Origin of the sequence: Streptomyces sparsogenes subsp. cuspidosporus (assembly GCF_039532705.1) — a bacterium.
GTDB classification, from domain to species: domain Bacteria; phylum Actinomycetota; class Actinomycetes; order Streptomycetales; family Streptomycetaceae; genus Streptomyces; species Streptomyces sparsogenes.
Window position 1 is genome coordinate 1 of the sequence record NZ_BAAASD010000116.1, and the last position, 2,426, is coordinate 2,426.

Consider the following 2,426-nt stretch of genomic DNA (forward strand, 5'->3'; position numbering starts at 1 on the left):
TCCATGCGTGTGGTGGCGCCGAGGGGGTCGGTGATGGCGGTGGGGCGGCCGAAGGCGTCGCGGTGGTAGACGGTGGTCGCGCCCCGGGGATCGGTGATCTCGACGGGGAGCCCGGCCGCGTCGCAGCGCACACGGGTGGTGTCGCCGAGCGGGTTGGTGACCGAGGCGAGGTGGCCGTGGTGGTCGTAGGTGTAGCGGGTGGTGTGGCCCAGCGGGTCCGTGGTGGCGGTGCGGTTGCCCCGCTCGTCGTACGCGTAATGCCAGGTGGCCCCGTCCGCGTGGGGGACCTTCACCGGCAGGCCCAGGTCGTTGTGGACGGCGGTTCGCTGCTGTCCGTCGGGGGTGGCCACGGAGGTCAGCCGGCCGGCCGTGTCGTAGCCGAAGCCGGTGGTGCGGCCGAGTGCGTCGGTGCGGGAGAGGATGCGGCCGTGGCGGTCGCGGTGGGTGTGGGTGGTGTGGCCGAGCGGGTCGGTCACGGCGATGACCTGGCAGCGGTCGTTGACCAGATAGCGGGTGGCGTGGCCCTCGGGCGTGGTGACGGTGGTGACCCGGTGGCCGATGTGCTCATCGGTGGGGCCGTAGTCGATGCGCAGCGATATGTGGCCCGCTTCGCCGCCCTCGGCGATACAGCGGTCGCGGTTGTCGTAGACGTAGTCGTAGCGGCGGTCGTTGGTGTCGGTCCACGCGATGATCCGCCGCTCGGTGTCGTACTCGAACCGCAGCGGCAGGCCGGAGGAGTTGGTGACCTCGGTGAGGTTGCCGTCGGTGTAGCCGTAACGGACGAGCTGTTGGTCGGTGCCGTCGGGGGCCGCGCCTGCCAGGTGCAGGGCCGTGATGCGGCCCTCGGCGGTCGTCAACCTCAGGTGGTAGCCGCCGCTGTGGACAATCGCGGCCGGGGCGCCCTGGGCGTCGTACTCGAAGGTCAGGCGGTGGCCGTTGCGGTCGCTGATCTCCACCAGCGGTGCCTCGCCGTCCCCGCCCCCTTCCGGGCCGGTGAAGTACCAGGTGCGGCCGGTGTCCGGATCGGCGAGGGTGTAGTCGCCCTCCACCGTCCGCTCCAGCGGCCACCTCGGCCCCAGCTCCGGCAGCGTCGGCACCCCCGGCGCCGGATGCGGATACGACAGCAGCAGCCCGTCCTCCGCGACGAACACCACACCCCGCGCACCGACCTCCAGCCGCTGATCGGCCGTGCTCGACCACGTCGGCCCGAACCACCGCCCCACCCGATACCCCGACTCCGCCCGCCGCACGAACACCAGCGGCAACGCCCCCGGCAACACCACATCCCGCTGCGGCAGATACATCCGCCCCGACGCCAAATCCACCGGATCCGTACCCCCAGCCGTCCTGGCCGCATCCGGCGTGGCATGCGGCGCCGCACCGTCCCTGGCCAGCGTCCGCATGGCGGGGCCCTCCGCCTTGGCCAGAGTGGCGGGCAGCCGCTCGGCAGCCGTCACCGCCGTCTTCGCCCCGCCCAGGCCCTTCGTGCCGATCAGCTCCGGCAGCAGCCGCCCCAGCCCCTCGGACGGATCCTTCTGGAACGCGTCCCACATCCCCTTGACCGCCGTGCCCGGGTCATTGGCCAACCGCACCAGCCCGGCAGCGGTGTTGTTGAGGTTAGTCACGTACTCGGCGGGATGGGTGATGTTGTACAGGTCCAGCGGGTTCACCTGCCGGACGAAGTTCACCAACCCCGCCGTCCCCTTCACCACACCGCCCAGGAAATGGCTGGTGTCCAGGGCCAGCCCGTCCAGCCCGTCCCCCACCTGCTGCGCATACGACGGCTTCTTCGGCGCCATATCCCGCGCCGCCTCCACCGCCGCCTTCGCCACCCCATGCGCCTCGTCCCGCTGCCGCCGCGCCTCCGCCAGCATCTCCCGCGCGGCCTTCACATCACCCGCACCCGGATCATGAAAATCCCCCGGCTTCCCGGGAAGCGAGGACGGATCACGCTGATCAGCAGGCAGCGCGTTGTACGCATCCACCGCCTTGTTGTACGCCGACACCTTGTCGTTGTGCGCCGACCGCGCATCATCCGACGCCTTCCTCCCCTTCTTATAGCGCCGGATCGCCTCCTCCGCCTGACCCTGCGCCCACTCCACCGTCCCCGCGAACCGCTCCAGCGCCCCCGACGCCTTCTCACACGCGTCCGCCGCCGAGAACCACTTCTTCGGCTCGACCGACACCTTCTCCCGGAAGGCATCCGCCGCCTTCCCCTTCAACGACCCCGAACCCAGCCCCTGCAACCCCTTGCCGACCTTGTTGAACGCCGCCATGAAATCGGTCAGATGACCGGCCGTCGACCGCAGCTTGGACGGACTGCCATGGATCAGCTTCTTTGGATCCTCACTCTCCCCCAGCTGCATCTCATCGACGGCCGCCCCCAGCGCGTTCGCCGCCGAGTCGGACTTGTCCCGGACCCAGTC

General features: G+C 70.6%; 1 protein-coding gene. It reads right to left on the reverse strand.

Going from position 1 to position 2,426, the window contains the following annotated elements; all coding sequences use genetic code 11:
• On the reverse strand, nucleotides 1-2,426 hold a 2,426-nt coding region (locus ABFY07_RS42570), incomplete at both ends, for a putative T7SS-secreted protein (protein ID WP_346179597.1).